Source organism: Cecembia sp. (genome assembly GCF_007126775.1).
Classification (GTDB): Bacteria; Bacteroidota; Bacteroidia; order Cytophagales; family Cyclobacteriaceae; genus Cecembia.
In genome coordinates this window covers 1-4,537 of record NZ_SLAP01000127.1, presented here as the reverse complement: position 1 = coordinate 4,537, position 4,537 = coordinate 1, and the positions used below count along the sequence as shown (strand labels likewise).

Sequence of the window (4,537 nt, the reverse complement as noted above, 5' to 3'; positions counted from 1 at the left end):
TGGATTAATCCATCTAATTCCCTGCTTCATTTCCTTTTTTTAGAATAATATTGCAGTTTTGTGCAAACGTTTTTCAACATGGCCAAATTGCTTCGATCTTTACGATTCATTGACGAAAAATCCGTTAATTCTCCAAGAGACTATATTTATAATGGATTTGAAATCTTTGAAAAGCCTGAGAACTTCAATGAAGAAATTGATGAATCCATAGATTGTTCGGGAATGATGGCTTCGAGGGGATGGATTGACCTCAGGTGTGTTACCGCTGAACCAGGAGAAGAGCACAAAGAGTCACTTGAAAGCCTGGGTGAATTGTTGGCATATAGTGGCTTTACCAAAGCAGTGGTTTTACCCAATACCCATCCTGCCGTACAGACAAAAAATGAAATACAGTTTTTAAAAACCAAATCAGAACATTGGACTACCGAATTGATTGTCAATGCGGCGGCAACCAAAGACTGTAAAGGAGAGGATTTTACGGATATTCTTGACCTGCACCATCAAGGTGTTAACATATTTGGAGATGGACTAAATCCACTTTCCAATCCGGACAGGTTAATGAAGGTGCTTCAATACCTGCAAAAATTTGATGGAGTTCTGTTTGATCACAGCTATGAGCCCCTTTTGTCACTATTTGGACAAATGCATGAAGGTGAAGTATCTACTCGAATCGGTATGAAGGGGATTCCCAATATTGCCGAAGATATTGCCATTCAAAAGAATCTTGAAATATTGCGTTACGCCGGAGGTTCTGTTCATTTCCAGACTTTGAGTACAGGTGCCGCCGTGGAAAGTGTACGAAAGGCTAAAAAAGAAGGATTGAAGGTTACTGCAGATGTTTCTATTTATCAATTGCTTTTTCTTGATGAAGACCTTTCTGGTTTTGACGCAAACCTGAAAGTGGTGCCTCCATTTCGGGGAAAAGAGGAAAGAGCAGCCTTGATAGAAGGTTTGAAGGATGGCACCATTGACGCCATTGTATCCAATCATCAGCCACAGGATTTCGATGCCAAACACATGGAATTTGATTTGGCACAGCCGGGTATGATTGGATTGCAGACTTTCCTGCCAGGCCTGGTAAAGTTGTCAGATGAATTGGACTGGCCTTTGTTAATTGGAAAAATCACTTCTGGTCCTTTAAGGGTACTAAAAGTAAAAGAAATGAGCCTTTCTGAAATCACTGTGTTTGACCCCTCAGAAACCTGGCAGTATGATAAGCGCAGCAATCTTTCTCTTTCTGCAAACCACCCCTGGTATGGAACAACAGTGAAGGGCAAAGTCAAATTCCTTATAAATGGCGAACGCTTTGTAAAACTCTGATTCATGAAGCAATATTTTGGTTATTTCTATAAAATAGGACTGTTGGCTGCGGTTTTCTCTATTTTTGCTTTTTATATGGCCACCTTTTTCACCCCTGATCCCACATTGTTCAGTAAAGTGTTCAGTTTTGCAATTACCCCCTTATTTGTAGGGGCTGGCATTTATTTCTACCGCTTTAAGCTAAATCAAAATAAGCTCAGTTTTGCAGAGGGGATGAGCATTGGGTTCCTAATTTATGCCATCAATGCATTTGTGACTTTTTTGGGTATTTACTTGGGTTTGGTATTTTCACCAAAGCTTTTTGAAGCGATCAAGGCCAATATGATGCAGATATTGGCTGAGAAAAAAGAAGAAATCATCAGCAGACTAGGCCAAGCATCATTTGAAAGAACGTATGAACAAATGCTTACCTTGTCTGTATATGACATTGCCATAACTGATTTGATTTTCAAAATTGCTTTTGGCCTCTTTTTCACAATTATTATTTCAATTATTTTAAGGAAAAATTATTAAAAACACGATGGAAGAAACAATGACTACTACGGACTCCGGAAAAAAATGGGGACTGATTTATGGATTGGCAGGCTTGATATTAAGTTTGGCCGTTACCATGTTTGATCTTGGAACTAAGGGTATTGCCGTACAGGCAGTTGTATTTTTGGTTACAATCGGACTTGCCTTTACTATTTATTTTCTTGCAGGCAAGGAATTCAAGGATAGCAATAAAGGTTTTATAACCTTTGGCCAAGGTTTTGGCATTGCAATGCTGGCAGGATTGATTGGGGGAGCAATCCGTTCGGTAGGGGTTTACCTCTATATCAAATTCATAGACACCAATTATATGGAAAGGGTCCTTGAAGCCCAATCAGAAATACAGGAAAGATTTGGGGGCGGGCAGGTAGATCCAGATGATCTCCCTGAGTTTGTCAAGTTTTTCCAAACTCCGGAATTTTTGGGTATTTCTACCTTTATGAATGTCATGATAGGCGCATTGATCATTGGCATGATCGTAGCAGCGATCATTCAGAAAAAGGAGGATAACACGTATTGATTCATGTTACAGATATCTGTCATTATACCTGTTTTCAATGAAGAGGAGTCTCTTCCAGAACTGCATGATTGGATCAGGAAAGTTATGGAGGAGTATTCCTTTTCTTATGAAATCATTTTCATCAATGACGGGAGTAAGGATAATTCCTGGCAGTCTATCCAGCAAATGTCTGCGGAAAATCCAGCAGTAAAAGGAATCAGTTTTACCCGGAATTATGGCAAGTCGGCAGCCTTGGATATGGGCTTTTCAAAGGCCTTAGGAGAAGTGGTGATTACTATGGATGCTGATCTTCAGGATAGTCCGGATGAAATTCCTGAACTCTATAGGATGATCACCGCCGAAAATTTTGATGTAGTCTCTGGATGGAAGAAAAAAAGAAAAGATCCTATCAGTAAAACCATTCCATCCAAATTTTTCAACTGGGTAACCAGGGTCATATCGGGGATAAAGCTGCATGACTTTAATTGTGGCTTAAAGGCATACAAAAACAAAGTGGTTAAAAACATTCATATCTATGGAGAAATGCACCGTTATATCCCCTTGATTGCCAAATGGAATGGCTTTAACCAGATTGGAGAAAAGGTAGTGGATCATAAGGCCAGGAAATACGGCGTGACCAAGTTTGGCTGGGAGCGTTTTATCAATGGGTTTCTTGACCTGATTTCCGTTTCTTTCGTCAACCGGTACAAGCGTAAACCCATGCATTTTTTTGGTTCTTTGGGAACGATATCTTTTTTAACAGGATTTGTAATAACTGTCTGGCTTATTTTTGAAAAAATAAGAGGAATTTCCAAAGGCTTAGTAGTGAGAGATATTACCGACCAACCCCTGTTTTTCCTTGCTTTGGTGGCACTAATTGTTGGAGCACAATTGTTTTTGACCGGCTTTTTAGCTGAAATTATGGCTTCCAATAATAATAAGAAAGCAGATTACAATATAGATGAGGAATTGAATTTCAAGGACTGATGTTTTTTTCCATCATCATACCTGTTTATAATCGGCCTCAGGAAATCAAGATGCTTTTAGATAGCCTGCAATTGCAGGAATATCAGGATTTTGAGGTGATCATTGTCGAAGATGGTTCTGCATTCACTTGTGATGATTGTATTCTTAACTATAAAAACCAGTTAGATGTCCACTATTTTTTCATTAAAAACGTAGGTCAGGGATTTGCCAGGAATTTTGGAATGGAAAAGGCCAAAGGGGAATATTTTGTGTTTTTTGATTCAGACTGTATTATCCCTTTAGGTTACCTGAAATCACTGAAAAAGGCGATAAAAGATCGCAATCTTGATGCACATGGTGGACCTGATGCAGCTGCTTCCGACTTTTCAGCCTTTCAAAAGGCCATCAATTACAGCATGACAGCCTTTCTTACCACTGGAGGGATTAGGGGTAAAATGAAAGCACCCGAAAAATACCAGGCAAGAGGCTATAATATGGGCTTTTCAAAAAAGGTTTTTGATACTGTCGGTGGGTTCATAGACCCTAACAGGGCAGAGGATATCGAGTTGTCTTTGCGCTTAAAGAAAGCAGGTTTCCATTTGGAGTTGGTGGAAGAGGCCTATGTTTACCATAGGAGGAGAAACTCATGGAAGAGTTTCTTAGACCAAAGTTATTCTTTTGGTCAAAACAGAGTGCATGTAAGCAGGTTCCATCCAGAAGCGCTCCAATTTATTCATTTTATGCCTTCCTTTTTTTTGGGAGGATGGATGCTTGCTGTTTTATTTCTATTACTGGCAATGTCTCTTTATAAATGGCTCATGGGTCTTTACGGAATCTGGTTGCTCTTGGTATTTTTGGATGCCAGTATTCAAGAAAAATCCATCAAAGTAGGGTTATTGTCAATTTTTACCTCTTTTGGTCAATTGAGTGCTTATGGCCTTGGCCTGATAACAGCCTGCTGGTCCAAAACATTTCAGGAGAAAGATGGATAATTCAGCCTTTTGAACAAAAGAAGATGATCTCATTTTCAGGAAGGGCATGTTTCTCAATCGATGTTTTATCCAGACTTTTGACAAAATTATTTTCTTCTACTTTTAATCCAGACTGGCTCAATCTTTCGGCATAATCTTTCCCATATTTCCGAACATGATCCCTTTGTCCAAAAAGCCTTTCTCTTTCCGCAGGATCTCTGATGGTTTTGTCTTCCAAAGTGGTCTCTAG

The 4,537-nt window shown here is 39.4% G+C and carries 5 protein-coding genes and 1 pseudogene; 5 read left to right on the top strand and 1 reads right to left on the bottom strand.

Annotated elements, in window-relative coordinates; genetic code table 11:
- The first annotated feature begins 78 nt into the window (after positions 1-78).
- Genes QZT73_RS08805 through QZT73_RS08785 form a run of 5 tightly spaced genes read left to right on the top strand, consistent with a single transcriptional unit; the run spans position 79 to position 4,308 of the window.
- Positions 79-1,320, top strand: coding sequence for a dihydroorotase (locus QZT73_RS08805; protein WP_291787688.1), 1,242 nt, complete (start codon positions 79-81; stop codon positions 1,318-1,320).
- A 3-nt stretch (positions 1,321-1,323) separates the two neighbouring features.
- Complete coding sequence (locus tag QZT73_RS08800) at positions 1,324-1,833, top strand: DUF4199 domain-containing protein (protein ID WP_291783299.1); 510 nt, start codon at positions 1,324-1,326, stop codon at positions 1,831-1,833.
- Between the two features lie 7 nt (positions 1,834-1,840).
- Positions 1,841-2,371 (top strand): DUF4199 domain-containing protein, encoded by a 531-nt coding sequence (locus tag QZT73_RS08795; RefSeq protein ID WP_291783296.1) that lies wholly within the window; start codon positions 1,841-1,843, stop codon positions 2,369-2,371.
- Positions 2,372-2,374: 3 nt separating this feature from the next.
- Complete coding sequence (locus QZT73_RS08790) at positions 2,375-3,337, top strand: glycosyltransferase family 2 protein (protein WP_291783293.1); 963 nt, start codon at positions 2,375-2,377, stop codon at positions 3,335-3,337.
- Positions 3,337-4,308, top strand: coding sequence for a glycosyltransferase (locus tag QZT73_RS08785; protein WP_291787686.1), 972 nt, complete (start codon positions 3,337-3,339; stop codon positions 4,306-4,308). The genes QZT73_RS08790 and QZT73_RS08785 overlap by 1 nt, the downstream gene beginning before the upstream one ends.
- 1 nt (position 4,309) lies before the next feature.
- On the opposite strand, the pseudogene QZT73_RS08780 reads toward QZT73_RS08785, so the two are convergent.
- Positions 4,310-4,537, bottom strand: a pseudogene (locus QZT73_RS08780) (SAM-dependent methyltransferase); the annotation flags it as partial.